Genomic DNA, 26,445 nt, shown 5'->3' with positions numbered 1-26,445 from the left:
CCGGCCGCTAAACGCCTTCGGCCAAGCGGTTCTCGGTCCAGTCGATTTGTAGCTCGCGGACGGCAATGCGCCAGCCCTCGTCGAGGCGGACGAACTGGTCGTGATAGCGGATGAACATGATGAAGTCGATGGTCGGGGTCCCGTCGTCGGGAACCGTCAGGTGATGGGCTATGCAGTAGGTCTCGCCGGTGGCGGTGTCGCCGGTGATCTCGGTCTGCTGCTGGCCCAGGAAGTGGAAGGTGGCGTTGTAGCTCATCCGGGAGATGGCCCGAGCGATCTCCTCTCGGCCCGTTCTCTCGCTGAGTATCGTTCCCCCGCTGGACAGGTCGACACGGCGGAGAACTCCGTCGGGGGCGAAACAGGCCGCAACCCCCTCGGGATCCCCCCGGTCCACACAGCGGGCGTAGTCAGCGGCCAGGTCGGCCAAAGCAGCTCGATCAGACATGGCCCCATGTTGGCACCTTTTCGACACCCTTGGCGATGGGGATAGGCTGGCGGCTATGGCTGTAATCGATGCTGTTGATCTGGACGTGCGCCGGGTAGCGGGAGCGCTGGGCGCCGAGGTGCGGGGTCTGTCGCTGGCCTCCGTGTCCGATGCTGAGTTCGCCCTCATCCAAGAGCTGCTCGACGAGCATTTGGTGCTGTTCTTCCCCGACCAGCACCTCACCCCCGACGAGCACCGGGCTTTCGCCGTTCGCTTCGGCGAGCCCGAGATCCACCCCTACATCCCCAAGCTGGATGAGGACCACCCCGAGATCGTGGTGCTGAGGGGCGAGTCGGGCTACGTGGCCGACGTGTGGCACACCGACTGCACCTTCGAGCAGTCCCCGCCCATCTGCTCGGTGCTCAACGCCATGGTCATGCCCCCCGCGGGCGGCGACACCATGTGGTCGAACATGTACAAGGCCTATGAGACGCTGGCCGAGCCCACGAAGCAGATGATCAACGGGCTCACCGCCATCCACACCGCGGCCAACTACGGGCAGCCCGATCACAAGGCCGAGCATCCCATTGTCCGCCACCACCCCCGCACCGGCCGCCCGTCGCTGTACGTGAACAAGCAGTTCACCCGGCGCATCCCCCAGCTCAGCCGAGACGAGTCCGAGTCGCTGCTAGAGATGCTCACCGCCCACGCCTCCAAGACCGACTTCACGTGCCGCTATAGCTGGAGCGAGGGCACCATCGGCATCTGGGACAACCGGGCCACCCAGCACTTCGCGGTGAACGACTTCGACGGCAACCGGGCCATCAGCCGGGTCACCATCCTGGGCGACCACCCCGAACCGGCCTTCGACACAACCCAGTGGGCCCCCTATAAGTACGAGAGGGTCTCCGCCGCCGCCTACGGCCTCGACCGCGACTAGCGGAAATCCCCACCTCTCACCTCGAATAAGACGACCTCTATTTGTCTCGCCGCATCTCGTCCAGCGATCCTGACCGGACCCCGTTTTTTGGTCCATCTGTTATGAGAGTTTGTTTGGGTTGTTTTTCGCCCATTGGTCTGCGTATTCGGCTGGTGTGAGCATGCCGAGCGCGGAGTGGGGGCGGTAGTAGTTGTAGTCGTCTCTCCAGTCGGCGACAAGTACTTGGGCCTCCAGGAGGCTGTCGAATTGCTCGATGGCCAGCAGCTCGTCGCGCATTCGGCTGCCGTAGGACTCGACCCACGGGTTCTGCCAGGGCGACCCGGGCTCGATGTAGCTGGTCTTTGTGCTGGTGAACCGGCACCAGTCCCGCAGCGCGTTCGCGGTGAGCTCGGGCCCGTTGTCGCACCGGAGGAACTCCGGGCCCTGGCCCCTGGCGGAGGTGGCCTTGTCCAAGCAGGCCACCGTGGCGTCGGCGTCGATGCTGTGGTCGACGACGTCGGCGAGCGACTCGCGGGTGAACTCGTCTAGGACGTGCAGGATCTTGATCTTGCGGCCTGCGGCGGTGACGTCGAACTGGTAGTCCAGCGCCCACACGTGGTCGGGGCGCTCGGCTTTGAGCAGGCCGGCTTCGGCGTCGGAGTCGCCCGTGCGCTGGCGCTTGCGCTTTTTGGGCGGGACCCGCAGGCCCTCCTCGCGCCAGATGCGCTGGATTTTCTTGCGGTTCACCGCCCACCCCCGCCGCTGCAAGACTGCGTGCGCCCGCCGGTATCCCCATCGGGAGTGGTTCTTCGCGAACTCGCGCAGCTCGGCCCGCAGAGCCCGGTCCGGGTCCGCCGCAGCCGGCTCGTAGCGCTGCGTGGAGCGGTGCTGTCCGACGATCTGACAAGCCCGCCGCTGCGACACCCCGAGCCGCTCCTGGAGCAGCTCGACGGCTCTGCGCCGCTGCGGCGGGCCTACCATTTTGCCCGGCTGATCTCCCGCAAAGCGTCGATCTCCAGCTCCTTGTCGGCCACGATCCGCTTCAGCCGCGCGTTCTCGGCCTCCAGCGACTTGAGCCGCTTCACGTCGTCGGCCTTCAAACCGCCGTACTGGTTGCGCCACCGGTGAAACGTGGCCTCCGACACCTCCAGGTGCCGGGCCACATCCGCGATCGATGCGCCCTCGGCCAACAGCCGGTCAGCCTCCCGGAGCTTGCGGACAATCTGCTCGGGCGTGTGCCTCCGCCTAGCCATACTCGTGATCCTCCTCCATCCAGCAATACTGGACAACGGACTCTCACAACAGGTGGACCAATCTCAGGGGGTCACGCCAATCCCTCCCATTGCAGCTTCCCCCGTAGTCTGCGAATGCGCGCTTGGTAGCGAATTCGCACCAGCAACCTGAGTGCTTCTTTCGCGTCAATAGGGAGAGGACGGTAAGACACGATCGTCTTTCTCATCGTCGGACTACTTGCTGCCAGCCTACGCTGCATGGCCGATGGGGAAGCAGTGAGGGGGTGAGCCGGTGAGCGAGAAGGTCAACCATGTCGGGTTGGCGGTGGCCGATCTGGATGCTGAGGCCGAGTTTTGGACCGGGGCGCTGGACTTTGAACGGGTAGGGGCGCTGGATGCTGACGACGGTGCTACCGGGCAGCTTCTGCAAATGGAGCGGCCCGGGCTGCGGGCGTTGTATCTGCGCCGGGGCGAGTTCGTGCTCGAGCTGTTGCAGTTCCGCGGCACCGGGCTAGTCGAGCGGCCGACCCGGGTGATGAACGAGCCTGGCCTCACCCATCTATCGCTGAACGTCTCCAATATGGATGCCGCGCTTGAGCGGGTGAAAGCCCATGGGGGCGAAGTGCTGGACGACACCCGCCTGTGGGATGTTGCGGTGATGATCCGCACCCCGGCTGGACAATTGGTAGAGCTGCTGGTGGGCTTCGAAACCCCGACCAACGACCTGGGAGAATGACCCGGTGATAGGAAATCCCAGAACTTATTGGGAGGCGATCGAGGCCCGGGCCGCCGCTTCCCCCGACTCCCCGCTCACCATCGAGCCCGACGGCACGGTGATGACCTTTGCCGGGTTCCGGGATTCCGCCGAGCGGGCCGCCGCCGGGCTGGCCGACATGGGCATTGCCGCCGGCTCCCGGGTGTCGTGGCAGCTTCCCAATGGCCGGGCGTCGCTCATCTTGTCGGCTGCTCTGGCCCGGCTGGGGGCCGTCCAGAATCCGATCATCCCCATCTACCGGGAGCGGGAGGTGGGCTTTGTGGCCCGCCAAACCGGGGCCCGGCTGCTGGTGGTGCCGTCGGTGTGGCGGGGCTTCGACTACCAGGCCATGGCCGAGGCCGTGGTGGCCACCACCGAGAACTGCGACGTGCTGGTGTGCGACGGCGACCTGCCCGAAGGCGATCCCGCCACGCTGGCCCCGTTCGAGGCGCCTTTGGACGACGACGGACGGCTGCCGGTGCGGTGGATCTACTACACGTCGGGCACCACCGCTGACCCCAAAGGGGCCAAGCACGGCGACGACTCGGTGATCGCCGCCGCCCGCCACGTGTGGGAGAACCTGGACCTGCGGGCCGACGATGTGTGGCCGCTGGCCTTCCCGTACACCCACATCGGCGGCATCAGCCTGCTCATCGCCACTCTGGTGTGCGGCACTCCCATGTTGATGGTGGAGAGCTTCAGTCCCGAAGCCGATACCCGCTTCTTCCGGGAGCACGGTCTGACTTTGGCCGGCTCGGGCACCCCATTTTTCATCGCTTTTCTGGCCGAGCAGCGCAAGACCCCCGACCAGCCGATCTTCCCCAAGATGCGGGCGGCCATCGGCGGGGGCGCCCCCAAGCCGGCTGGGCTGCACATGGAGGTCAAGAACGAGATGGGCGGTGTGGGGATCATCTCCAGCTACGGGCTCACCGAGTGCCCCATCGTCACCTACTGCTTCCTCGATGATCCCGACGGCAAGCTGGCCACCACCGAGGGTCGGATTCTGGACGACACAAACTGGAAGCTGATCGACGGGGAGCTGCTGTTGAAGGGCCCGACCCTGTGCCGGGGCTATCTGGACGACGCGCTGAACGAGGCCGCTTTCGACGATGAGGGGTTCTTCTTCACCGGCGACCTGGCCGAGATCGACGACGAGGGGTTTGTGACCATCGTCGGGCGCAAAAAGGATGTGATCATCCGCAAGGGGGAGAACATCTCGGCCAAGGAGGTGGAGGACGTGTTGTTCTCCCACCCCAAAGTGGGCGATGTGGCCGTCATCGGGCTGCCCGACGCGGTGTCGGGAGAGCGGTGCTGCGCCGTGGTCGCTCCCAAGGCCGGGGAGGCGTTCGGCTTCGTCGAAATGGTGGAGCATTGCAAAGACGTCGGGCTGATGAACCAGAAGATCCCCGAGCAACTGGAGATCGTCGACGAACTGCCCCGCAACCCGGTGGGCAAGGTGCTCAAAAAACAGCTCCGGGAAACCTACGGAGGGTGACCGCGATGGCGTCACAACAGCCCAACATCTTGCTGATCGTGTCCGACGAGGAGCGGCGCAACCCGTGGCTGGACGGCATGGTCGATATGCCCGCCCACGACCGGCTGCGCGGCGACGGCTTGGACTTCAACCGCTACTACACCCATTCCTCGCCGTGCTCGCCGTCTCGGGCCAGCCTGTACACCGGCAGCTACCTGGCCGAGCACGGCGTGGTGGACAACGTGAGCTTCCCAGCCCACACCGCGCTCGATCCGGCCATTCCCACCGTGGGACGGCTGATGCGCGACGTCGGCTACGAATCGGCCTACCTGGGGAAATACCACCTGACCCATGAGCCGATGCCCGACATGGAAGCGTTCGGCTACAGCGGCTGGCAGGGCGATGACCGCCACTACATCGGCGGGCCGTGGACCGGGCGGCACTTCGACCCGATTATCGCCGATCAGGCGGTGGACTGGCTGCAAACCCACGGTGCCGACCCTTCCATCGGCCCGTGGTTTCTGACCGTGGCGTTGGTGAACCCCCACGACGTGATGTGGTACCCGCTGGACCAGCCGTCATTCCAGGAGTCCAACCCCGACTTGATGGGCGTGTTCAACTTCCTCCACGAGCACATGCTGGGCGGCAAAGTCGATCTCGAACCCCTCGATGAGATCTACCCCCGCCGCTTCACCCGGCTGCCCGACAACTTCGACGACGATCTCCACACCAAGCCCGAGGTGCAGCGGGCCTGGCGACATGTCCGAAACCGGGAGCACATGGTGGGCCACATGGCCCTCGACGACGTGGACTCCTGGCTGCGCCAACTCGACTACTACGCCTGGCTCCACGAGCTGCTGGACCACAGCATCGCCTCGATTCTGGGCGCTCTCGACGACATCGGGGCATACGAAGACACCGTGGTCATCTACACCTCCGACCACGGCGACGCCTGCGGGTCGCACGGGCTTCGGGCCAAGCTGCCCTGTGTGTACGAGGAGGTCATGGGGGTGCCGCTCATCGTCAAGGCCCCCGGACTCACCCCGCAGGGAGCAGCCACCGACGCGCTGGCCACCCACGTGGACTTGGCCGCCACCGTCGCTGCGCTCGGCGGGGTGGACATCGACAACGCCCCCACCCTGTCGGGGAAGGATCTCTCCCCGTCGCTGGCCGATCCGTCGACGTCGGTGCGGGACTACGTGCTGTTCAGCCAGGACAGTGCCCAGTCGGAGCTGCTCCGCCACAGCCGGTATGCGGTGCGGGGTTTCTTCGACGGAGAGACCAAGTACGCCCGCTACTACGGCGTGGGCGGGGGCATCGACCGCACCGGCAACCTCGCCCCCGAACCGAAGCTGTTCGACACAGACGCCGACTTCGACGACCACGACCACGAGTGGTACTCCCTGGCCGACGACCCCCACGAGGTGGTCAACCTGGCCAACGACCGCTCCCGCCGGTCCGAGCTGCGCGATCTGTTCGGCCGACTTCTGGAATACGAGGCCGCCGAGCTGGGCGGCTAGCAGGAGACTCTCGCTCATTGCGGCCTCGCCCGGGTAGGGTGGCCGTCTGACGGTTGCCACCTCCTTTGTTCCCAAGCCGGTTTTCCGGGGCTGGTCCCACGCGCTGGCCGCGGTGGCCGCCACCGTGCTCTGCCCCATTGTCGTCGCCTTGGGCCCGGGGGGCGCCGACCGGGCCATCGTGGCGGTCTATGCCATCGCCGTGGTCTTCATCTTCGCAGTGAGCGCGGCCTACCACGCGGGCAACTGGACCCCGAAGGTGAAGGAGATGTTCCGCCGCCTGGACCATTCGATGATCTTTGTGTTCATCGCGGCCAGCTACACCCCGGTGGGCTTCTTCGCGCTGGGAACCGGTTCAGCAACCCTTGTCCTGAGCGTGGTGTGGTCGGGTGCCGCCCTGGGCATCATCGGCCGGGTCGCGTGGCTCCACGCTCCCCGTTGGGTGTTGGTCGCCCCCTACCCGATTGTCGGGTGGGCCGCGCTGCTGGTCATTGGCGACATCTGGCGGGGATTGGGCGTAGCGGGCTCGACGCTGCTGTTCATCGGCGGAGGCTTATACACCCTGGGCGCCCTCATCTATGCCTTCCGGCGTCCCGATCCATGGCCCCGCTGGTTCGGCTACCACGAGATCTTCCATTTGCTGGTCATCGCCGCGGTGGCTGTCCATTACGTGGCCATCGCCTTTTTCGCCCTGCCGCTGGCCTAGCCGTTTACTCCCGCTTCCAGCCGCCGGACTGAATCTGATTCCAGAATTCGGCGTCGCGCTCATCGGCGGGACGGCCGACCCGGGTCACCACATCCACATCGGGCGACTCGGTCCGCAGGGCCGCCGCGGTACACATCTTCGGCGGGCGGTGGGCGAAGGGGTCGAACCGGTAGTGGCGCATGGCGTTCTGGTGGGTGATCTTGGCCACCACGTCGGCGGGCAGATCGCCCATCAGCTTGGCCACATACTCGGGGGACTGGGGCCAAGTGCCGTCGGAGTGGGGGTAGTCGGACTCCCAGCACAGGTTGTCCACGTTAAATTCGTCCAGCAGCTTCACCCCGATGCGGTCGTTGATGAAGCAGCACAGGATGTGGTTGCGAAACACGCCGGTGGGGCTGCCGTCGACACCGAACTCATGCTTGGTCCAGCCCGAGTGGCGGTCTTGCACGTGCTCGGCCCGCCACAGGAAGTAGGGGATCCAGCCGATGTCGCCCTCGGTGAGCGAGAACTTGAGGTCGGGGAAGCGATCCCAGAACTCGGCCCACACCAACTCCACCAGCGTCGAGATGGTTAGGGCCGACGAGAGGGTCATCGGCACACTGGCCGGGGCATCGGGCGAGGCGCCCATCGACCGAGACGACGATCCCAGATGGCAGCACAGCACCGTGCCCAGGTCGCTGCACGCCGCGAACAGCGGGTCCCAAGCCCCGGAGTGGATCGACGGCATGCCCAGCATGGCCGGGTTCTCCGAGAAGGTCACTGCATGGCAGCCCTTGTCGGCCAGCCGCTTGACCTCGGCTACTGCCCGGTCGATGTCGTACAGCGGGAGGATGCCGCAGGGGATGAACCGGTCGGGATAGGCCCCGACCCACTCGTCGATATGCCAGTCGTTGTAGGCCTTGATCATGATGTCGTTGAGGTCGGGATCGGGGCCTTCATTGAGTACCTGGCCGGAGAATCCGGTCCAGTTGGGGAAGTTCAACCCGGCCAACTGCCCGCCGGCGTTCATGTCCCGCACCCGCTCGTGTACGTTGTAGCAGCCGGGCCGCATCTCGTCGTAGCGGCTGGCGTCGATGTTGTAGTGCTCCCGGGGCTTGCCGGCCACTGCGTTCAACCCCAGATTCCGGCCGGGCAGCTTGCCGTAATACCACTGCTCCCGCCCGTTCTCGTCGGTGACCACCTTTGGGGCGTGCTCCTTGTACTTGTCGGGCACATGAGCCTCGAACATGTCGGCCGGCTCGGCGATGTGGTCGTCAACGCTGATCAAGATGAGATCGTCGGGGTTCATGGGGGTTCCTCTGAGGTGATTCCTAGGACTTTCTAAGGTTCAACGGTAATGGAGACGGCCTTGTGGCTGCACCTAGGACACCTATGGCCCTGACCACTAGGTTTGGCCCCGCCGCCAGCCCTTCGGCATCCCTTCACCCCCTACTCCTAAGGTCATCGTGCTCGCCTCCTATGCCTGCGCCAGCTTCCGCCACCCGTGGCGGGCCGTGCTCGTTGGCATGGTCGTTTTGGCCGCCATGTTGGCCGCCATCGGGGTCATCGGCTCGTCGTTCGACAGCCAGCGAGAGATCCCTTCCACCGAGAGCGGAGATGGGTTCGACATCCTCGAAGCGCACTTTGAGGAGTTTGGCTCCGGCCTGACCGGCTCGATCGTCTTCGAGGCCGAGGCGGGAGCTCGCGACCCCAGGGTCGAAGCGGCCATGTCGGCGCTGTTCGAGGATGTGCGGGCCCTCGACGATGTGACCCTCGTCTCCCCCTATGAGCCCCAGGGCTTCCGCCTCGTCTCGTCCGCCGGCAATGCTCCCGGCACCATCGCCTACGCCCCGATCACCCTCGACCCCAGCGTCGACGACAACGAATCGGGCGATATTGGCGCCGAGATCCGAGCCCTGATCGACGATGCCGGGCTGAACGACACCCCTGGATTGCGAGTGGAGATCGGAGGGAATGCCCTCGCCGGGTTCGACCCTCCCGAGGCCGAGACCATCGGGCTGGCCTTCGCCATAGTCGTGCTGATTCTGGCGCTCGGATCGGTCGTGGCCATGGGCACCACTGTCTTTGTTGCGGTGCTGGGGGTGGGCGCGGGGATCGGGCTGATGATCTTGTTGACCAACGTCGTGCAGATCCCCGATCTGGCGCCAACCCTCGGCCTGATGATCGGCCTCGGGGCCGGTATCGACTACGCGCTGTTCATCGTGACCCGCTACCGGGAGTCGCGCGGCCAGGGACTCGATGCCGAGTCGGCCGCCGTTGTGGCGCTCGACACCGCGGGGCGCTCGGTGGTTTTCGCCGGCATGACCGTGGTCATCTCGCTGCTCGGGCTCTCTTTCATCGGCGTGAAGTTCATTGCCGGGGTCGGGCTGGTGGCCTCGGTAACCGTGGCCATGGTGGTCATCGGCTCGATCACGCTGCTGCCAGCCGTGCTGTCGCTGCTGGGGGACCGGATCGACGTCACCCGATGGCGGGGCATCGCGGTAGCTGGCCTAGTAGCTGTCGCGCTACTAGGCGTCGGGTTCGGGTTCCGCCCCTTGCTGGTGGGCTTGCCTATCGCCTTGGTGGTCGCCGTCCTCGGCTCGATTCGCACCCGACGCAACCCCCTGCGCCGACCGCTGGCGCCGCCTGCGCCGAAACCGCTGCGCCAGACCCTGTGGTACCGCCTCAGCCGGACGGTGCAGAACCGCCCCTGGTCGTTCGCCATCGGGGGAGCGGCCCTCCTTTTGCTCTTGGCGTCGCCGGTGCTCGACCTCCGCCTCGGCTTTTCCGACGAGGGCAATTTGGCTGAGGACACGTCGGCCCGGCAGGCCTATGACCTTCTCGCCGAGGGGTTCGGTCCGGGGGCCAATGGCCCCGTGCTCATCGTGGCCGAGGTGGACGGCCCCGCCGATCTGGAGGTCCTCAACCGGCTGTCGGGAGACTTGAACCAGGCCCCGGGCGTAGCGTTTGCGTCGCCTCCCCGACCCAGCAGCGATGGCGCGGCGGCATTGTTGCTGGTCCAGCCCGCGACTGCGCCTCAAGATGTCGAAACCGAAGCTCTCGTAAATGCCCTGCGAGACGAGGTTGTGCCGAGCGCAGTGGCGGGCTCGACTCTCCGGCCACTGGTGACGGGGGCAGTGGCCGCCGACATCGACTTCTCCGACTATCTGGGAGGTCGGCTCATCGTGTTCTTCTTGGCCGTGCTGACCCTGTCATTCCTCCTGCTGATGATGGTCTTCCGGTCTTTGGTGGTCCCCCTCAAGGCGGTGATCATGAACATGCTGTCGATAGGCGCGGCGTATGGCGTCATGGTCATGGTGTTCCAGTGGGGCTGGGGCGGCTGGCTGATCGGCGTGGACTCCGGACCGATCGAGCCGTTCATCCCGATGATGCTGTTCGCGGTGGTCTTCGGGCTGTCGATGGACTACGAGGTGTTCCTGCTGTCTCGGATCAAGGAGGAGTACGACCGAACGGGCGATCCCGTGAACTCCGTGGCCGACGGCCTCGCCGTCACTGCGCGGGTCATCACCGCGGCGGCCGCCATCATGGTGGTGGTGTTCCTCAGCTTCGTGCTGGAGGACGATCGCGTTCCCAAGGTTTTCGGGCTGGGCCTGGCCACCGCGGTGTTCATCGACGCCACCTTCGTGCGCATGCTCATCGTGCCGTCGACCATGGAGCTGCTCGGCGCCCGCAACTGGTGGCTGCCGGGGTGGCTCGACCGTCTGCTGCCCAATCTCTCCATCGAAGGAACCCGCCAGCCGGCAGAGACAGACGGCTGAGTAGACCGCTCCCGCAAGAGGATCAACCGATGCCGAGCCCACATCCAAGCTGGCCTCTTTCCCGTCGCCTGCACCCTAGGCACCAACTTCCGCCCCGCCCTCCTCCACCCCGTCCAAGAAGTAACCGCCTACAACCACTGGAACCCGGATTGGGAGTAGCTACCGCCTGAAGATTTGCCCAATGGAGTGTGATGTAGCGCGGTCAGTCTGGTTCGACGAAGTTGACGATCAGGGGGCCAACTTCGGCTGTGTCGGCATTGAACCACAGGGCAATGGCGTCTCGGGCGGTTGCCTCGATCTTGTGGCGGTACCGTGCCTGTGAATGACAGCCGGGGAGGTTGACTGCCTTGATCGCCCACCATTTGCCGGAGCGGACGACAGTTAGGTGGTGGGTGTCACTCACTGATGGGTGAGCATCAGTGTGGCGTGCTACCGACATGGTCGCTCCTTTTGCGCGTCCTTGATCAGCCCTTCAGCGGTGAACCGAGAAATCTCCCTATGACGGGGGATCGTCAGTGTGGTGTCGCCCAAGCGCCAGACTTCATGTTTGGCTCCTTTGCGCCGCAGTTCAAGCATATGCCCTTTATCTTGGGCAATTCGTCTGAGTTCCTTCAAGAGGTCCACCCTCTTCACAGCACGCACATTAGTGCGTTGTAACTAGTGCTATGTTATCTCAATCACTATTATAGTATAACAAAATGAAGGTCTCCTGGATCTAGCGCCAGGTGATGTGGGTGGGGAGGTCGCTGTAGGCGAGGTTGGCGGGGAGGGGTGGGTACTCGAAACCGTCCACCGGGGTTAGAGCGGCCACCCGGTCGAGCAGGGTTTCGATGGCGGTGACTCCTTCGAGGCGGGCCAGGCTGGCGCCGGGGCAGACGTGGGCGCCGGCGCCGAAGGCCACGTGGTTGAGGGGGTCGGGGCGGTCGAGGCGGAAGTCCTCGGGGTCGTCGTACTGCTGCTCATCCCGATTGGCCGAGGCCAGGCCCACCTCCACCCAGTCGCCCTGTTGCATCTCCACTCCGCCCAGGGCTGTGTCCTTCAAGCACCGCCGGGCCACTCGGGGGGCGGGCGAGTCGTGGCGCAGCGACTCCTCCACGAACACCGGGATCAGCTCCCGGTCGGCCTCCAAAGCGGCCCAGGTGTCGGGCTCGACAATGAGCCGGTGCATGGAGTGGGCCAAAAGGCCCCGGGTGGTGTGTACCCCGCCCAACACCATGGTCTGGAGTTGGTGGGCGATCACCGTGTCCCTGAGGGGCTCGCCTTCGATCTCGGCGTCCAAGAACACCTTGTAGGTGTGTGAGCTGGGCTCGTCGGCTAGGCGCTCTTGGGCCACCAAGTCCCGCAAGTAGCCGGTGATGGGCGGGCCGTCGGGGGCGTACTGGGGGCACACGGCCCGGAACATGACCGAGCCGTCCGACGACCACACCTTCAACTTGTCGGCGCCGCCTTCGGGGAGCCCGATGATGTGGGCGATCACCTCGCAAGGAATGGGCACGGCGTAATCGGCGTGCAGGTCGACGGGATCCCCGCCCGCCAGCGCGTCGAGCAGCGCCTCACAGGTATCGCGCACGAAAGGCTGAATCCTCATGGTGCGGTGGGGCCCCAGCGCCGAGTTGTACAGCCGGCGGATCTGCCCGTGGACCGGCTCGTCGATCTCAGGCAAGAACAATTGCTCTTGGGGGACTTCCTCCACGCCACCGAGCCCGGTGCCCGGCGTCATGTCGGAGCCGTAGGTGTCCACCGCATACAGCAGCTCGTCGGCCTCTAGGCGACGGGTCAGGTAGTAGCCCAGCGGCGTCTTGGCCACCGGTCCTTGCTGGCGCAGCTCGGCCAAAAGGTCGAAGGGCAGGCCAGTCTCGAAGTACTCGGGATTGTGGGGGTCGAACGGGGGCAGGGTGTCGGTCACGGCTCTGTCCTCCGCTATTCCTCGAAAGAATCCCGCCACGGGCCGGCCAGGTGCCCGCCGTCGATCACAAACTGGGCACCGGTTATGTAGCCGGCCTCGTCGCTGGCCAAGAACAGGGCCAGCGAGGCGATTTCGTCGGGCTCGCCCATGCGCTTGATGGGCTGCATGTCCATGAGCCGGTCGAGCCGGGCCCGGGTCTCGGGCGGGGCCTCCTGCACCATGGGGCTGTTGATCACGCCCGGATGGATGGAGTTGACCCGCACCCCCAGCGGCCCAAGCTCGATGGCCGCCGAGCGGGTCATGCCGGTGACCGCGAACTTGCTGCCCGAGTAGCTGGTCATGCCCAGCACGCCGACTATGCCGTCGATGGAGGAGATGTTCACGATGGCCCCGTTGCCGGTGGCCACCAGCGCGGCCTTGGCCACCCGCATACCCAGATACACGCCGTGGAGATTGACGTCGATCATCTCGTGGTGGGTCTTCAGGTCGAGTCCCTCCAGCGTGCCGAACGCCCCGATACCCGCGTTGTTCACCAAGATGTCCAGCTTGCCGAACCGCTCCACCGTGGCGACCACCGCGGCGTCCCAGTCGTCCTCCCGAGTCACGTCGAGTTGCTGATAGAACGTGTCGGGCCCCAATTCGGCGGCCAGTTGTTCGCCCAGCACGTCCCGCAGGTCGGTGATGGCCACCTTGGCCCCCTCGGCCACAAACCGGCGGGCCTCAGCCTTACCCTGCCCTCGGGCGCTGCCAGTGATGAGCGCCACCTTCCCTTCCAGTCGTCCGCTCATTGCCGATGCCTCCTGTGGGTCCGGGTGCTGTTTGTTGCTCTGGCCGGGTTCAGTCCGCCAGGGCTGCGGCCTCGTAGGCATCCTCGTCGATGGCCGCGGTCTGGTCCTTGAAGGTGGTCATGTTGTGGGGCCACTGGGTGACGATGCGGCCGCTGGGGCTGCGGTAGTAGCCGTTGCAGCTGGCGTGCCAGGGTTCGATGCCGGCGATGCCCTCCTGGACCCACTCGTTGTACTGGGCCATGGGCTCGGCCTTCACGTCCACCCAGGCCAGGCGCTGGGAGGCCAGGCGCTGGATGTGGGCCAGGGCGTATTCCACCTGGTACTCGATCATGGTGATGATTGAGCCGTTGTTGGTGTTGGGGCCGTACAGCATGAACAGGTTGGGGAACCCGGTGGTGGTGATGCCCATGTAGGCGGTGGCGCCGTCGTTCCAGGCGTCCTCGATGTCCAGGCCACCTCGGCCGATCACCTCGATGGCCGACAGGTACTTGGTGGTGGAGAACCCGGTGGCCAGCACCATGGTGTCCATCACCCGCTCGGTGCCGTCGGCGGTGAGCACCCCCTTGGGGGTGATCCGCTCGATGGCGTCGGTCACCAGCTCCACGTTCGGGCGGTTGTAGGTGGCGTAGTACTCATTGTGGAACAGCGGACGCTTGCAGCCCCACATGTGGGTGGGGGTGAGCTTGGCCCGCAGCTCGGGGTCGGCCACCTCCTCAAGGGCACGAACGCCCAATGCCTCCATCTCGGCTCGCCGGTTGGGGTCTTTGAACGCCATGCCGGTGTCCACCTGCTCGAACAGCTCGTCACGGCGGGCCACCACGATGCCGGGGTCGGCCTGGCGGGCGGCCATCTCCTCGGGGGTGTAGGGCTCGTCCTCTTTGGGCAGCACCCAGTTAGCGGTGCGCTGGAACACCTGGAGATGGCCCACCTCTAAGGCGATCTCCGGAACAAGCTGCACCGCGCTGGCCGCCGAGCCGATCACTCCCACGGTCTCCCCGGCGAGGTCGTGGTCCCAGTCCCAGCGGGCCGAGTGGATGGTGGTGCCCTCAAAGGAGTCCAAGCCCTCGATGCCGGGCAGGGGCACGTCGTTGAACATGCCCAGCGCGCTGATCACCACGTCGGCTTCAACCTCGGCGCCCGACTCGGTGGTCAGTGTCCACGCGGCGGAGTCGTCATCCCAGCGGGCCGACTTAACCGCGTCGTTGAACCGGCAGTGGGGGAGCACCCCGTACTTTTCGGCGCAGTGCTCCATGTAGCTCAGGATCTCGGGCTGGCGGGCATAGGGGCGGGTCCAGGTGGTGTTGATCTCGAAGGAGAACGAGTAGAGCTCCGACTGGATGTCGCAGGCACAGCCGGGATAGCGGTTGTGGTACCAGGTGCCGCCCACGCCGCCGCTCTTCTCCAGAACGGTGAAGTTCTCGAAGCCCGACTGGCGCAGCCGGATGGCGGCGCACAGCCCGCCCGGTCCGGCGCCGATGATGGCGATCCGCAGGTCTCTGGCGCCGTTGCCGCTGGCTGCCTCAGCATGCTGTGTGCTCATGTCCACCCCTCTGCGTGCGTTCGGAAAACGCTACCCTCAGTGCTGCCCTCAATAGAAGACGGAGGAATCATGGGACGCTTGGACAACAAGGTTGCGTTTGTCTCCGGTGCAGCCCGGGGGATGGGACAGTCCCACTGCCGGGTGTTCGCCGCCGAGGGGGCCAAGGTGGTGGTGGCCGAAGTTCTCGACGACGAGGGCGCCGCCGTGGCCGCCGACATCGGTGCAAACGCGGTTTACCAGCACTTGGACGTGACCAACGAGGACGAGTGGGCCACCGCCATGGACATGGTGATGGACACTTTCGGGCGATTGGACGTGCTGGTCAACAACGCCGGAATCGCCGAGCCATCCCCTCTGGCCGACCTGACGCTGGAGAGCTACCGCAAGGTGACCGAGGTGAACCAGACCGGCGTTTTCTTGGGGATGCGGGCCGCCATAAGGCCGATGACCGAGTCGGGCGGCGGGTCGATCATCAACATCTCCTCCATTGACGGGCTGATAGGCATGAACAACCTCACCTCGTACATCGCCAGCAAATGGGCGGTACGGGGGATGACCAAGACTGCGGCCATGGAGCTGGGCCCCGTGGGCATCCGGGTGAACTCCATCCACCCCGGATTCATTCGAACCCATATGGGTTCGAGCGATGTGATGTCTCCCGAGGAGGTACACGAGCACCTCGAGGAGTACTCGGCTCGGATGGCCCCCATGGGGAGGGCCGGAGGACCGGAGGAGATTTCCCGGTTGGCGCTGTTCTTGGCCTCCGATGAGAGCTCGTACTCCACCGGGTCGGAATTCGTGTCCGACGGCGGGTACACCGCCGGCTACCCCTCGCCGGGGGTCCAGCCCATCTAGGGGATCTGGAATCTCGTAGTTGCCCGGCTGGCAGGCACAACGCACATCAGGGATTCCAGCCCATCTAGGGAATCTCGAGTTGGATGGCGGCCCGGTCGGTGATGGCCGGGCGGATGACGTCGAAGACAATCCGCTGGTGCTCGGGATGGTCGCGGTAGGTCTTGTAGGCGGCCTGGTCGGCGAAATCCCCGACAACCGCAAAGTCGAAGTTGCCCTCGGCCAGGCCCAGGTCAGGGCCGATGGCGTAGGCCTCGGTCACGCCAGTGGCCTCCGGCATGGTGGCGATGGCGTCGTGTACCGCTTGACGTTGGTCGGCGTCGGCGTCGTCTCGGAACTTGAACATCACAACATGTCGGATCATCTCTGTTTCCTTTCGCCTATTGCAGTCCAGCGCAGAGTCCGCCATCCACTGGCAGCGCTGCTCCGGTAATGAACCTGGCGTGCTCGGAGCACAAGAAGGCGGCGATTCGTCCGAAGTCGGAGGGGTCGCCTACCGAGCCGGTAGCAGCCGTTGACTCCAGGTCGGCCATGCGTTCTCCAAAGAGCTGCCGGAGCCGATCGGTGGCGTGGTAACCGGGCTGGAGGGAATTGACGGTCACCCCGTCGGCCGCCACCTGGTTGGCCATGGTCTTGAGGTAGCCGGTGACCCCGGCCCTGGCAGTGTTCGACAAGATGAGCATGTCGAGTGGCTGGCGCACTGACACCGAGGTGATGGCCAGCACCCGGCCCCAGCCCTGGGCTTGCATGTCCGGCACGGCCGCCTTGGTCATGGCCACCACCGACATCAGGCTCAGGTCTAGCGCGGCCGGATACAGGTCGGTGTCGGTGTCGACCCAGTTCCCTCCGGGCGGGCCGCCGGCGTTGGTGACCAGGATGTCGATGCCGCCCAAAGCCTCGGTGGCGGCGTCGGCCAGCGCAGCAGCACCGGCGGCGTCGGACACGTCGCCGACGATGGGAATGGCACCCGGCACGCTGCCGGCCGCGTCGTTGAGTCGGTCGGAGTCGCGCCCGTTCATCGCCACCTGGCATCCCTCTTCGGCCAGCGCCACTGCGGTGGCCAATCCCAACCCCGCCGAAGAGGCGGCCACCAAGGCCCGACGTCCGCTGATTCCTAAATCCACGGGGCGAGGTTAGTGGCTACTCGACCGGAGTCAGGCTGCCGTCGTTCACGTCGTAGATGTAGCCCTCCAAGCGGGTGGTATCCACCAGCGGTGACGCCTTGAGTTGCTCCATGGCGATCCGGGCCCGCTGAAGCGGGTTGCCCACCGGCACCACGTCCCAATTTGGCGAAACCCCAGTGCCGGTTTCCACCATGGCCCGGTAATCCTCGGCGGTCTTTTCGGAGGCTCGGCAGTCGGTGTGGTGAAGTACCACCACCCGGCGAGTTCCGGCGAGCTGCTGCGACAGGCACAACGACCGGATGGCGTCGTCGGTGAGGTAGCCCCCGGCGTTTCGGACCACATGGGCTTCGCGTGGTTCGAGCCCGAGGATGGGGAGTGGGTCCAAACGGTGGTCCATGCAGGTCAACACCGACGTCAGTAATTCAGAAGGTTCGCTCATGATTCCTCTAGCCGGGAAGGCCGTGTCCGATTGGCTTGGTCACCCCGACATCGTGCAGTCGGGTGATTTCCTCGTCATTGATACCAAGTTCACTCAAGATTTCCTTCGTGGCCCAACCCAGGGGGAGTGCAGGGGCCAAAGGGGTGGGGGCAGACGAGAATTGCATGGTTGGCGCGGCTCGCCAGTAGGCACCAAGCCCGTCTTGTTCAGCCTCAACGGCCGCGCCGCTTGTCCTCATGTGGCTTTCGTTCAGCATATTGTGCAAGAAGTCTCCCCGGTCGGCTTGGGCCGCGGGTATCCCGGCGGCCAGCAACCGAGTCTCCCAAGCCTCGGCTGCGTCCTCCCGGAACAATTTGGCCAGGTGGTCCGCAGTTTCGGCGGTCGGCGTCTCGGGAAGCTCACTCCCCAGTGCCGCGCCCAGAGCCCGGCGCGCGCGGTCCTCATGCGCATCCAAAACCAGCCAGCCCTCAGCGGTTTCATAGAGCCGCTGGTAGGCGTGGAAACCGTATTGCCCAGAATCCACCGCGGGCGCCTGGGGGCCCGTGTGCTGGATACCCCATTCGGCCACGGCGTAGGCGGTGGCGGTGAGCATGGTGGTCTCCAGCTTTTGGCCCCGCCCGGTGCGACGGCAGGCCAGAACGCCGGCCATGATGGCCGCCGCGGTGGCCAAGGCGGCGGTGGGATCGCCGTAGGTGCGGTTGCGGGGCGGGTTCTGGTCACCCGACTCCACCACGCCGGCCCCGGCGATGGCATTGGGGGACGAGTGGAACCCGGCCTTGTGGGCCCACGGCCCCCGGCTCCCGAAGCATGAGGCATACACGTAGAGCAGGCGGGGGTTGCGGGCCATCACTGTGTCGGAGTCGATGCCCAGCCGCTCGGGGGTTCCCGGCCGGAAGTTGTGCAGGAACACATCAGCCTGGTCGACAAGCCGATACAAGATGTCGAGCCCCTCGGTGGTCTTGAGGTCTAAGACGATGGATTCCTTGCCCACCTGCGACTTCACGTAGTCGGTGGTCCAGTTGCGACGTCCGGGATCGCCGGTGGGCGGCTCCACTTTGATAACCCGAGCCCCCGCCTCAGCCAGCAGTGTGGCCGCGAACGGGCAGGCGTAGAAATAGCCGACATCCAAGATGGTCACATCGGCCAGGGGCAATCCATCGGTGGGGTCGGGTCGGCCGGTGCTGCGGGCGGGGGAGGCAGCAGACGGCCAGTTGCCCAGCACTTCGCCGGTGTGCTCGCCGAGGCGGGGAGCGGGCGACCCGACCACCGACGGCGTGTTGGAGTAAAGCCCGAGCGGGCCGATCTGCACCGTTGGGCCCAGTTCGGCGTCCAGCACTTCTTGGCGGCGGCCGTTGTCGATGCACTGGGGATGATCCAGGAACTCCCGGGGCGCCAGGAACGGATCGCCGCCTATGTCCTTGGCGGAGAAGACATCCATCCACTCATTGGCGGTACGCTTTTTCATTCCGGCCTCGATGGCATCGATGGCCTCGGCCAGCCGCTCTTCGCTGGGCCACAGGTCGGGGGCATTGGCCAGGTCAGGGTCGTCTAGCAGCGCCTCAAGGCCCAACTCGGCCAGCCACCGGCGGTAGTGGCGGGCTTGGCGGCTGCACATCTGGATGAAGCGGCCGTCTTTGGTGGGCGCGGTCATGAACGGCACCCGCATGATTCCGTAGACCCTTCCCGGCTCCGGCGGAATGTTGGTGCGGTTCCCGTGACCGCTGGTCATGTCGTACACGCTCAAGGCGTGGAGCAGGCTGGTGTGGACCCGCTGGCCACGGCCCGAGCGGGCCCGGGCCGAGATACCGGCCATCAAGCCCACTGCGGCCAGCATCCCCGCCCCGAAAGCGGCGATGGGCACCGGGGTGAACACCGGTCCGGGGCGCACCCCTTCGTAGGTGGTCATGCGCCCGCTCTTGGCCGCCACAATCTGCTCGTAGCCGGGCAGGTCCCGCCACGGCCCGGTCTCGCCGAACCCGGTGATGGAGGCGTACACAAGTTGGTCGTTCAGCCGGTGCAGGGTCTCATAGTCGACGCCGAGCCGTTCGGCTGTCGACGGGCGGAACGCCTCGATAACCCCGTCGGCCACTTGGGCTAATGCGCAGAATCGCTCCCGGTCACCGGCGTCCGACAGATCAAGCACGATGCTCTTCTTGCCTCGATGCCAGACAGCGAATCCGGGTTGCCCCCGACAGGGGTCGCCGCGTGGTGGCTCGATCTTGACTACCTCTGCCCCGTTCTCAGCTAGGACCATGCCCGCCACACCCGCGGCTGCTCCCGAGCCCAGTTCAAGAACCCGCAAACCTTCCAGTGCAGTGGCCATGGCTAGATCTTGGTACCTGCCACCCCTTGAGGCCTATCGGGGCGCCAACGAGTCAAGCCCGGCCACCTGGCCGAGATAGCGTCGGGCCATGCCGCCGAGAGCCATCGATTGCTGGGTAAACGTGAACATGGGCGACTATGAGCCCCCCGAGCACCTGATCCGGGTGAAGGAGGACTACCTCCACGGCGGGGCCGACTTCTTCCGCAGCTTCACCCCCGAGGAGCTGATGCCGCTCATGGACGAGCTGGGAGTGGAGAAGGCCCTAATTCAGGTGTCTGTTGGCGAGGACAACCCCCGGCCCTTCGATTTCGTGGAGCGGTACCCTGAGCGGTTTGCCCTGGCCGTCCACGTCGACCCCCGGGGAATGATGCCGGTGCTGTGGAAGCTGGAGGAGATGGTCAAGCAGTATCCGGTGGCGCTGGCCCGGGTGGTGCCCTTCGGGGTGGATGTGCCCCCCAGCGACCCGGTGTACTACCCCCTCTATGCCAAGTGTACCGAGCTGGATCTGCCGCTCTCCATCAACACCGGCATCCCCGGCCCGCCCATGCCCGGCGAGGGCCAAGACCCGATGCTGCTGGATCGGATCTGCCTGCGCTTTCCCGACCTGAAGCTATGCATGGCCCACGGGGCCGACCCGTGGTGGGGAGTGGCTATGCGGCTGATGATCAAGTACAAGAACCTGCACCTGATGACCTCGGCCTATAGCCCCAAGCGGCTCCCGGCTGAGTTCGTCCACTTCATGAACACCCGGGGCCAGGACAAGGTGATCTTCGCCTCCGACCACCCGGCCCTCGACATGCGCCGCTGCATCACCGAGGCCTGGGACCTGGACCTGCGCGACGGTGTGCTCGACAAATACCTCTACGCCAACGCCGACCGCCTGTTCTTCGGCCCCCGCAATCCCCGCTACTGAGATCGCTTGACGGCTAGGCCCCTGCGTCTGCGTAGGAGTCAGGCAGGTCTTCCGGGCTCAGCTTGGTGATGCGCTCGGGGGTGAACATAAGCCCGTCGGAGTAGCTGTCCTCTCCGGTGAGCTTGCCGTCGTCGTCGTAGGGCCAGAACAGCACCAGCCGCATGGTCAGGGCGTAAGGGCTGGACGGATCGTCCACCTCGAGGCCCCTGTCGACCAGCACCCGCCCCGGGTACACCTGGTGGAACACCCCCTCGGTCACGACGCAGTAGTCGTCCACCACGATCCGCTCGATGTCGTACTGGACGGTGTTGCGGCCCTCTTCATAGAGCTGGGTGTAGTGGGCAGTAACCGCGTCGTAGCCCTTGGGACCGGCATCGAATCCGGCATCGGGAATCCAGAAGTGGTACTGGGGATCGTCCGACAAGGTGGACACCAGCCGGTCAAAGTCCTTGGTGGCCTCCGCTTCCAGATGGTCCAGTAGCACTTGCAGGAGCTGGCGGTGTCGGGGGCTGTCGGTGGACGCCAAACGTTCCTCGACGGCCGCCCAGCTGCGAGTGGGATCGATCTTCATGTTGCCCTTTCTGGTCGGTCTTACGGGGTCAGCTATCGCTGATGGCTATGGCCCGCTCGTCGGTGCCGAGGTAGCTGGCGATCACCAGGGGGTCATTGCGAACCTCCGAGGGCGACCCTTCGGCGATGACCCTGCCGGCTTCCAGGCAGTACACCCGGTCGCTGATGCTCATGATGAGGGGCATGTCGTGCTCGATGATCAGCATGGCCGCGCCCAGTTCCCGGCGGATATTGACGATGAGCGGGCCAAAGGCCTCGGTCTCCCGCTGGGCCACCCCAGCGGTCGGCTCGTCAAGGCACAGCACCCGGGCGCCCAGAGCCAAAAGCCCGGTGATCTCCACGATGCGCCGGGTACCGGTGGACAGGTCGCTGATATAGGAGTCGGCGTAGCGGCCCAACCCGAGGTAATCAATCAGCTCGTCGGCCTCAGACCGCCGCCGCCGCTCCAGGAAGAATGTGTGGGGAAGGTGCAAGGCAGTGCTGATGATCGGCGTCCTTCCCCGGGCCTCCAGGGCCACCTGCACGGTTTCTCGCACCGAGAGCTCGGCGAACAGGGCCGCGGCCTGGAACGTGCGGCCCATTCCAGCTCGGGCCCGTCGGGGCGCAGAAAGCCGGGTGATGTCGGCGCCGAGCAACTCCACCTGGCCGGTGGATGGCACATAGCCGCCCACTGCGTTCATGAAGGTGGACTTGCCCGCCCCGTTGGTGCCGATGAGGCCGACGATCTCATCGGGGCGCACAAGCACGGTGGCTTTTGACACCGCCTCTACGCCGCCGAACCGCACGCTGATTTCGCGGCCGGCGAGTATGGGGTCGGTGGCCGGCCGGGGATCGTCCGGCCGAGTCAGGCTGACCGGCGCGGCCTGAACGGTCTTGCCGCCGGGATCGGGTCCTAGTCGCCGCTCGGCCACCCCGATGAGGGCATTGCGGGCGCTGTAGCCGATCTGCACCAGTCCGCCGGGGAAGTACATGAGCACCAAGAGCAGCCCGATGCTCGAGGAGAACAGGGCCACGGTTTCGGCGCTGTCGAACAGGTTGGGAAGGCCGTATACCCAGATTGCCCCCAGCACGGCGCCCACCGAGGAGCCGAGCCCTCCGATAACCACCATGCCGATGAGGTCCAATGAGTCGCCCACCTGGAAGAACCGCTCGCTGATCGGGACGTTCTGCACCAGTCCGGCCAACAGCGCTCCGCCCAGTCCGGCGATGCCCCCCCCCAGTGCGAAAGCCGAGAGCTTCGAGCGCACCGGCCCCACCGTGTAGCCCGAAGCGGAGTCGGCGTTGTCGCGAACTGCGATGATGGAGCGGCCGACGCCTGAGCGTCGAAGTCGGCTCACGATGATCACCACGATCAACAAGAAGACCAGGCAGACGTAGTAGTAGGCCTTTTGCGACCTGAGCTCGAGGCCGAACAGCTCGCCGCGGCGAAACGACACCGACGAGGAGCTGCCTCCGGTGAAGAACGGCCGCCGGTAGAGGTACTGCTGGGCGCCCAGGGCGAACACAAACGTGGTCACCGCCAGGTAGAGGCCGCGGACCCGAAGCGACCCAACTCCGATCACTGCTGCTATCAGCGCTGAGAACAGCGCGGCCAGCGGTATGGCCACCAGGAACGGGATTCCGCTGGTCTCGAACCGGATGTCGAAGAAGTCGTACGAGAGGGCGTCGCCGGGCAGAAACCCGGTGCCCACGGTGAAGTCCATGGACAGTCCCCGCTTGAGACCGGCGGCGAACAAGGCGCCCATGCCGGCAAAGGTCATCTGGGCCAAGGAGAGTTGACCGGCCCAGCCGGTGATAATGGTGACCGACACGCCGCATACCGCAAAGCACAACACGGTGGCGTACAACAGTTGGCGAGACGGCAGGTCGGTGATTCCGGGGAGCTGCACCAAGATGGCGCCGAGAACCAACAGCGCTACGAGCGCGATCCGAGACAGATGTCGCAACCACCACACTTGTCGCAGCCGCTCGGGGATCGGCCGTACCTTGGGGGTGAACGAGAAGACCCCGGTTTCGCCCTGACTGCGGCTTTGGAAGTAAACGGCCACCAGCACGGCCAAGAAGATGACGAAGTCGATGAGCCCGGTTTCAGTGAAGAAGTTGAACCTAAACAGGGCGTCGAGGACGCCGATCAGCACCCCGGCCAACATGGCCCGGGGGAAGGAGACCATGGCGGCCAGCACCGCGGCCACCATCGCCTTGCCCAGTGTCTGCGGCCCCAGGTTGGCCAGCCCGGCCACTTGCCCGCTAGACCCCGAGAGCATGATCATCGACACCGAGGCCAACAACCCGGCCATCACCCACACGAAGGTGGACACCGTCTTGGGGTTGATGCCCGACAGGCGGGAGAGGTCGCGATTGTTGGCCGAAGCGGCCACCGACTTTCCGAACGCAGTCCGGTTCATCAGCCAGCCCAGCAGCAGGGCCAGCAGCGGTACCGCTATGAGGATGGTGAGCTGCGGGCCCCGCACTCGGATCTCGGTAAACCAGACGTCATGCCAGTCCCTGCCGACGGGTACCGGGTATTTCTTGCCGGCGGCCTTGATGTCGGGGAGTTGGGAGACCACCAGCTGGGCAAGCTGGGCAATGCCCACGGTGGCCACCAGCACGATCACCCGGGGCGAGGTGAACAGGCGGCGGATCACGGTCAGCTCCACCGCGGCGGCGAACAAAACACCCAGTGCCAGCGAGAGCACCAGAGCCAGCCAGAACCCCCAGCCGTAGTTCAGCATCAGCAGCGCCATCATCGAGGCCGCGATGATGCCCATGTTGCCCACCGCGAAGTTGATGACCCGGGTGGACCGGTAGATCAGCACGATCCCCATGGCCACCAGGCCCGTCACCAGGCCGTTGACCACCCCGTCGAACACCAACTGCTGGGTAACCCATGTTCCCAGCACCGAGACGGGGGCAGAACCCATTAGCCGCCCTCAGTGCCTAGGAACACTGCCCGGGCCAGGTCATCGCGCTCAGCCAGTTCTTGGGCCGGGCCCTCGAAACGCACCTGCCCCTTCTCCAGAAACACGGCGCGGTCGGAGATGGCCAAAGCCACATTCAGCGACTGCTCCACGATGATCATGGTCTGGCCCTGCTCTTTGAGTTCCTCGATGGTCTCCAGCAAAGATTGAACCACCACCGGGGCCAGTCCCAGAGAGAGCTCGTCGATCATCAGCACTTCGGGTTCGTGCAGCATCACCCGGGCCAACGCCAACATCTGCTGTTGCCCGCCCGACAGGTTGCCAGCCCGTTCCTTGGGCCGCTTGGCCAACTCGGGGAACATGTCGAACACCTTCTCGATGCGCCGGTCCCGGTCGTCGGGGTCCTTGCGGTAGGCGTAGGCCCCCATGAGCAGGTTGTCGCTGATCGCCAGGTCGCTCCACACCCCGGCCCCGCCGGGCAGCATGTGCAATCCCATGGCCGCCCGCTGCTCGGGGGTGGCGAAGGTGATGGTCTGGCCGTGCAGGCGCACCACGCCCCGCTCGGGGGTAACCAGGCCGGTGATCACCTTGAGCGCGGTGGACTTGCCCGCGCCGTTGGTGCCCAACAGGGCCAGAGTCTCTTGTTTGCGCACATTGAAGCCGAGATCGAACAGCACCTGCACCTGCCCATAGCTGAAGTCGACATGGGCCACCTGGATGGCCGGAATATCGTCGGGATCGCTTTCGGCTTGGCGACGCTCTTCGTCTTGTTCCTCTCTCAATTCGCCAACGACCAGTGAGAGATCGCGCCGTAACCGACCAGCTCCCCGGAGCACGAAGTAGGCGCCTATGGGCATGGCTACCGCAGTGATGATGGTGATGGCAGCCTGTTCGCCGATTTCGTTCTGGAGGAAGCCGGCAATGATGCTGCCCCCAACTCCGCCCACCATGACCATGAAAAAGGTCAAGATGGCGGTGCCCATGCCTCGCAGGCGGTAGGGGAACACCGCTTGGATGGCCGGTTGCACCATGGCGAAGGCCCCGCCCAAGAGCGTGGAATTGATCGCGGAGAACACCATGAACAAAGCCAGGTTGGGCATGGCGTACTGGATGGGCACCAGCACCCCGATGGGCACCAACAGCACGCCTATGAGCAGCAGCGCCCGGTTGGGATCTTTGCGGAAAGTGGCGTCGAACCGGCGTCCGACGAAAGGAAGGAACAGCAACAGGCCGACCCCCGCTGGTGCCACCGCCAACCCGCGCCCCAAGGCGTCGAGACCGAACTCTTCCTCCAAGAAGAACGACTGAATCGAGCCGGCTGGGAAGAGGGCGAAGCCCATGGCCGCGAACGCGATGGTCATGTTGCGAATGGAGTCGATGTTCCAGATGCGGGTGAAGGCGGCCTCCACTGAGATGGGCATCTTGTTGTCCTGTTTGAGCCCGGCGCCCAGCACGTGCTTTTGTTCCCACTGGCCCCGGGGCGGCTCCCGCAAGAAGAAGGCGAAGAAAGCCAATGCCGCGGTGGGAAGCCCGAGCAGATAGAACGCCCACCGCCAGCCGTCGTCGCCGCCGATCCACACCGCGATGCCTCCGGCGAGGATTGGGCTGACTGCGGCGAAGACGCGCCCCACGCCAGCATTGGTGGCGTACATGCGGCCCCGGGTCTGAAGCGGATAGGTGTCGGCCAGAATGCTCGGATGCACGGTGATGGTGTTGGCCTTGGACATGCCGGCGAAGAACCGCATGAAGAAGAACATCAGGGCGTTGACCGCGGCGCCCGACAGGGCGCTGAAGGCGGCGAATGCCCCGCTGGCGATGCCCACGATGGGGCCCCGGCGGAAGCGGTCGGCCAGCCATCCCATCGGGCCGGCACCGAGCACGAAGAACATGAGCGATGCGGTGCTGATGGCGGTGATGGCCCCGTCGCTCACCCCGAAGCTCTCGCCGATGTCGGGCCCCAGGATGGCCACCGCGCTGTTCTCCAACTCGTCGAGGCTGTTCAGCGCCAGCAGAACGATGAAGGTTTGGAAGCCGCCCTTGCGCAGGCCCTCCTTGAGGGTGGTCTGCTCGCCGCCCACACCGGGCAGCAGATCGTCGGGGAACAACACGTCGGCCTTTTGGGCGTCACGCCGAGCGGCCTCGCCCTCGAGCACCGTTGTTGCCAGCGCGTCCATGGACTCTCTCTGTGTCTGCTCGTTGTCCACGGGTCCCCCGTTTGCCCGAGGCCTATTCTGCCTGCGCTGGCCCATGAGAGTAGCGTGAGTGGCTCGAAGAGATGCCAGAGGCTA

At 65.5% G+C, this 26,445-nt stretch carries 22 protein-coding genes; 8 read left to right on the top strand and 14 right to left on the bottom strand.

The genetic code is table 11. The features are described from left to right. Positions 1-7: 7 nt before the first annotated feature. A complete protein-coding gene (locus tag ACOGXA_RS09865; RefSeq protein WP_419923709.1) occupies positions 8-445 on the bottom strand; it encodes a nuclear transport factor 2 family protein in 438 nt (145 codons plus the stop codon). Positions 446-500: 55 nt separating this feature from the next. Here ACOGXA_RS09865 and ACOGXA_RS09860 point away from each other — a divergent pair, with 55 nt between their 5' ends. Then, on the top strand, positions 501-1,364 hold the full coding sequence (locus tag ACOGXA_RS09860; protein WP_419923708.1) for a TauD/TfdA dioxygenase family protein: 864 nt from the start codon (positions 501-503) through the stop codon (positions 1,362-1,364). A gap of 99 nt (positions 1,365-1,463) precedes the next feature. On the opposite strand, the gene ACOGXA_RS09855 is transcribed toward ACOGXA_RS09860, so the two are convergent. Continuing rightward, positions 1,464-2,596 (bottom strand): IS3 family transposase gene (locus tag ACOGXA_RS09855; RefSeq protein ID WP_419923707.1). Its coding sequence is split into 2 segments (ribosomal slippage): positions 1,464-2,338 and positions 2,338-2,596, totalling 1,134 coding nucleotides; the frame shifts between segments, so codons are not numbered across the junction. Between the two features lie 271 nt (positions 2,597-2,867). On the opposite strand from ACOGXA_RS09855, the gene ACOGXA_RS09850 reads away from it, so the two are divergent. From ACOGXA_RS09850 to trhA, 4 genes are read left to right on the top strand one after another with little or no spacing between them, the layout of a single operon-like run. Next, a complete protein-coding gene (locus ACOGXA_RS09850) occupies positions 2,868-3,311 on the top strand; it encodes a VOC family protein (protein WP_419923706.1) in 444 nt (147 codons plus the stop codon). 4 nt (positions 3,312-3,315) lie between these two features. Continuing rightward, a complete protein-coding gene (locus ACOGXA_RS09845) occupies positions 3,316-4,824 on the top strand; it encodes an AMP-binding protein (protein WP_419923705.1) in 1,509 nt (502 codons plus the stop codon). Positions 4,825-4,829: 5 nt separating this feature from the next. Further along, positions 4,830-6,323: a sulfatase-like hydrolase/transferase gene (locus tag ACOGXA_RS09840; RefSeq protein ID WP_419923704.1), complete on the top strand. Its 1,494-nt coding sequence runs from the start codon at positions 4,830-4,832 to the stop codon at positions 6,321-6,323. 46 nt (positions 6,324-6,369) lie between these two features. Next, positions 6,370-7,026: a PAQR family membrane homeostasis protein TrhA gene (gene trhA, locus ACOGXA_RS09835; protein WP_419926966.1), complete on the top strand. Its 657-nt coding sequence runs from the start codon at positions 6,370-6,372 to the stop codon at positions 7,024-7,026. Positions 7,027-7,030: 4 nt separating this feature from the next. Here trhA and ACOGXA_RS09830 read toward each other — a convergent pair whose 3' ends face one another. Continuing rightward, on the bottom strand, positions 7,031-8,314 hold the full coding sequence (locus tag ACOGXA_RS09830) for an amidohydrolase family protein (RefSeq protein WP_419923703.1): 1,284 nt from the start codon (positions 8,312-8,314) through the stop codon (positions 7,031-7,033). Between the two features lie 157 nt (positions 8,315-8,471). Here ACOGXA_RS09830 and ACOGXA_RS09825 point away from each other — a divergent pair, with 157 nt between their 5' ends. Continuing rightward, on the top strand, positions 8,472-10,784 hold the full coding sequence (locus ACOGXA_RS09825; RefSeq protein ID WP_419923702.1) for an MMPL family transporter: 2,313 nt from the start codon (positions 8,472-8,474) through the stop codon (positions 10,782-10,784). Between the two features lie 202 nt (positions 10,785-10,986). Here the strand turns inward: ACOGXA_RS09825 and ACOGXA_RS09820 are convergent, their stop codons facing one another. The 4 genes from ACOGXA_RS09820 to ACOGXA_RS09805 form a co-directional block, all read right to left on the bottom strand. Next, positions 10,987-11,187, bottom strand: a complete 201-nt coding sequence (locus tag ACOGXA_RS09820; RefSeq protein WP_419923701.1) for a hypothetical protein — start codon at positions 11,185-11,187, stop codon at positions 10,987-10,989. A gap of 312 nt (positions 11,188-11,499) precedes the next feature. After that, positions 11,500-12,690 carry a cytochrome P450 gene (locus tag ACOGXA_RS09815; protein WP_419923700.1) on the bottom strand — a complete coding sequence of 397 codons (1,191 nt, stop codon included), beginning with the start codon at positions 12,688-12,690 and terminating at the stop codon, positions 11,500-11,502. A 14-nt stretch (positions 12,691-12,704) separates the two neighbouring features. Beyond that, positions 12,705-13,478: an SDR family NAD(P)-dependent oxidoreductase gene (locus tag ACOGXA_RS09810; protein ID WP_419923699.1), complete on the bottom strand. Its 774-nt coding sequence runs from the start codon at positions 13,476-13,478 to the stop codon at positions 12,705-12,707. Between the two features lie 49 nt (positions 13,479-13,527). After that, the gene (locus tag ACOGXA_RS09805) at positions 13,528-15,018 is read right to left on the bottom strand and encodes a flavin-containing monooxygenase (protein WP_419923698.1); all 1,491 of its coding nucleotides are present in this window, start codon (positions 15,016-15,018) and stop codon (positions 13,528-13,530) included. A 69-nt stretch (positions 15,019-15,087) separates the two neighbouring features. Between ACOGXA_RS09805 and ACOGXA_RS09800 the strand changes: the two genes are divergently transcribed. After that, positions 15,088-15,873 (top strand): glucose 1-dehydrogenase, encoded by a 786-nt coding sequence (locus tag ACOGXA_RS09800; protein WP_419923697.1) that lies wholly within the window; start codon positions 15,088-15,090, stop codon positions 15,871-15,873. 64 nt (positions 15,874-15,937) lie between these two features. Here the strand turns inward: ACOGXA_RS09800 and ACOGXA_RS09795 are convergent, their stop codons facing one another. From ACOGXA_RS09795 to ACOGXA_RS09780, 4 genes are read right to left on the bottom strand one after another with little or no spacing between them, the layout of a single operon-like run. Next, positions 15,938-16,234 (bottom strand): Dabb family protein, encoded by a 297-nt coding sequence (locus ACOGXA_RS09795; protein ID WP_419923696.1) that lies wholly within the window; start codon positions 16,232-16,234, stop codon positions 15,938-15,940. Positions 16,235-16,250: 16 nt separating this feature from the next. Beyond that, positions 16,251-16,994, bottom strand: a complete 744-nt coding sequence (locus ACOGXA_RS09790; protein ID WP_419923695.1) for an SDR family oxidoreductase — start codon at positions 16,992-16,994, stop codon at positions 16,251-16,253. Between the two features lie 16 nt (positions 16,995-17,010). Then, a complete protein-coding gene (locus ACOGXA_RS09785) occupies positions 17,011-17,433 on the bottom strand; it encodes a beta-class carbonic anhydrase (protein WP_419923694.1) in 423 nt (140 codons plus the stop codon). A 7-nt stretch (positions 17,434-17,440) separates the two neighbouring features. Next, on the bottom strand, positions 17,441-19,756 hold the full coding sequence (locus tag ACOGXA_RS09780; protein ID WP_419923693.1) for a CoA transferase: 2,316 nt from the start codon (positions 19,754-19,756) through the stop codon (positions 17,441-17,443). 88 nt (positions 19,757-19,844) lie between these two features. Between ACOGXA_RS09780 and ACOGXA_RS09775 the strand changes: the two genes are divergently transcribed. Continuing rightward, a complete protein-coding gene (locus ACOGXA_RS09775) occupies positions 19,845-20,669 on the top strand; it encodes an amidohydrolase family protein (protein ID WP_419923692.1) in 825 nt (274 codons plus the stop codon). A gap of 13 nt (positions 20,670-20,682) precedes the next feature. Here the strand turns inward: ACOGXA_RS09775 and ACOGXA_RS09770 are convergent, their stop codons facing one another. Genes ACOGXA_RS09770 through ACOGXA_RS09760 form a run of 3 tightly spaced genes read right to left on the bottom strand, consistent with a single transcriptional unit; the run spans position 20,683 to position 26,361 of the window. Further along, on the bottom strand, positions 20,683-21,240 hold the full coding sequence (locus tag ACOGXA_RS09770; RefSeq protein WP_419923691.1) for a nuclear transport factor 2 family protein: 558 nt from the start codon (positions 21,238-21,240) through the stop codon (positions 20,683-20,685). A gap of 28 nt (positions 21,241-21,268) precedes the next feature. After that, complete coding sequence (locus ACOGXA_RS09765) at positions 21,269-24,160, bottom strand: ABC transporter permease subunit (protein ID WP_419923690.1); 2,892 nt, start codon at positions 24,158-24,160, stop codon at positions 21,269-21,271. After that, complete coding sequence (locus ACOGXA_RS09760; RefSeq protein WP_419923689.1) at positions 24,160-26,361, bottom strand: MFS transporter; 2,202 nt, start codon at positions 26,359-26,361, stop codon at positions 24,160-24,162. The genes ACOGXA_RS09765 and ACOGXA_RS09760 overlap by 1 nt, the downstream gene beginning before the upstream one ends. Positions 26,362-26,445: the final 84 nt, after the last annotated feature.

Origin of the sequence: Candidatus Poriferisocius sp. (assembly GCF_965208475.1) — a bacterium.
Taxonomy (GTDB): domain Bacteria; phylum Actinomycetota; class Acidimicrobiia; order Acidimicrobiales; family Bin134; genus Poriferisocius.
The sequence above is the reverse complement of the archived record's forward strand: the minus strand, read 5'-3'. Positions and strand labels throughout refer to the sequence as shown.

What these genes read in the sequence shown, in the direction of transcription:
- ACOGXA_RS09800 (WP_419923697.1), top strand. Translation starts at nt 15,088, where the DNA reads ATGGGACGCTTGGACAACAAGGTTGCGTTTGTCTCCGGTGCAGCCCGG.
- ACOGXA_RS09780 (WP_419923693.1), bottom strand. Translation starts at nt 19,756, where the DNA reads ATGGCCACTGCACTGGAAGGTTTGCGGGTTCTTGAACTGGGCTCGGGA.
- ACOGXA_RS09795 (WP_419923696.1), bottom strand. Translation starts at nt 16,234, where the DNA reads ATGATCCGACATGTTGTGATGTTCAAGTTCCGAGACGACGCCGACGCC.
- ACOGXA_RS09775 (WP_419923692.1), top strand. Translation starts at nt 19,845, where the DNA reads ATGCCGCCGAGAGCCATCGATTGCTGGGTAAACGTGAACATGGGCGAC.
- ACOGXA_RS09785 (WP_419923694.1), bottom strand. Translation starts at nt 17,433, where the DNA reads ATGAGCGAACCTTCTGAATTACTGACGTCGGTGTTGACCTGCATGGAC.
- ACOGXA_RS09865 (WP_419923709.1), bottom strand. Translation starts at nt 445, where the DNA reads ATGTCTGATCGAGCTGCTTTGGCCGACCTGGCCGCTGACTACGCCCGC.
- ACOGXA_RS09830 (WP_419923703.1), bottom strand. Translation starts at nt 8,314, where the DNA reads ATGAACCCCGACGATCTCATCTTGATCAGCGTTGACGACCACATCGCC.
- ACOGXA_RS09765 (WP_419923690.1), bottom strand. Translation starts at nt 24,160, where the DNA reads ATGGGTTCTGCCCCCGTCTCGGTGCTGGGAACATGGGTTACCCAGCAG.
- ACOGXA_RS09810 (WP_419923699.1), bottom strand. Translation starts at nt 13,478, where the DNA reads ATGAGCGGACGACTGGAAGGGAAGGTGGCGCTCATCACTGGCAGCGCC.
- ACOGXA_RS09860 (WP_419923708.1), top strand. Translation starts at nt 501, where the DNA reads ATGGCTGTAATCGATGCTGTTGATCTGGACGTGCGCCGGGTAGCGGGA.
- ACOGXA_RS09770 (WP_419923691.1), bottom strand. Translation starts at nt 21,240, where the DNA reads ATGAAGATCGATCCCACTCGCAGCTGGGCGGCCGTCGAGGAACGTTTG.
- ACOGXA_RS09805 (WP_419923698.1), bottom strand. Translation starts at nt 15,018, where the DNA reads ATGAGCACACAGCATGCTGAGGCAGCCAGCGGCAACGGCGCCAGAGAC.
- ACOGXA_RS09840 (WP_419923704.1), top strand. Translation starts at nt 4,830, where the DNA reads ATGGCGTCACAACAGCCCAACATCTTGCTGATCGTGTCCGACGAGGAG.